Origin of the sequence: Marinimicrobium sp. UBA4209, from assembly GCF_002381585.1 — a bacterium.
GTDB lineage: Bacteria > Pseudomonadota > Gammaproteobacteria > Pseudomonadales > Cellvibrionaceae > Marinimicrobium > Marinimicrobium koreense.
On sequence record NZ_DFTP01000054.1, the window covers coordinates 27,758 to 28,021 of the forward strand.

General features: G+C 61.0%; 1 protein-coding gene. It reads left to right on the forward strand.

Features of this window, described 5'->3' with window-relative positions:
- Positions 1-264: class I tRNA ligase family protein (locus B3187_RS08030; protein ID WP_286805632.1), on the forward strand; the 264-nt coding region annotated here is incomplete at both ends.

Here is a 264-nt window from a genome sequence, read left to right on the forward strand (position 1 = left end):
GCCATGTGCGCAACTACACCATCTCCGATGTGATCGCTCGCTATCAGCGGATGCAGGGTAAGAACGTGCTCCACCCGATGGGTTGGGACGCATTCGGTCTGCCGGCGGAAAACGCCGCCATCAAGCACCACACCGCGCCCGCAAAATGGACCTACGCCAACACCGACGCCATGCGCCAGCAGCTCAAGGAGCTGGGGTTCGGCTTTGACTGGTCCCGCGAAGTAACCACTTGCAAACCCGACTACTACCGCTGGGAGCAGTGGT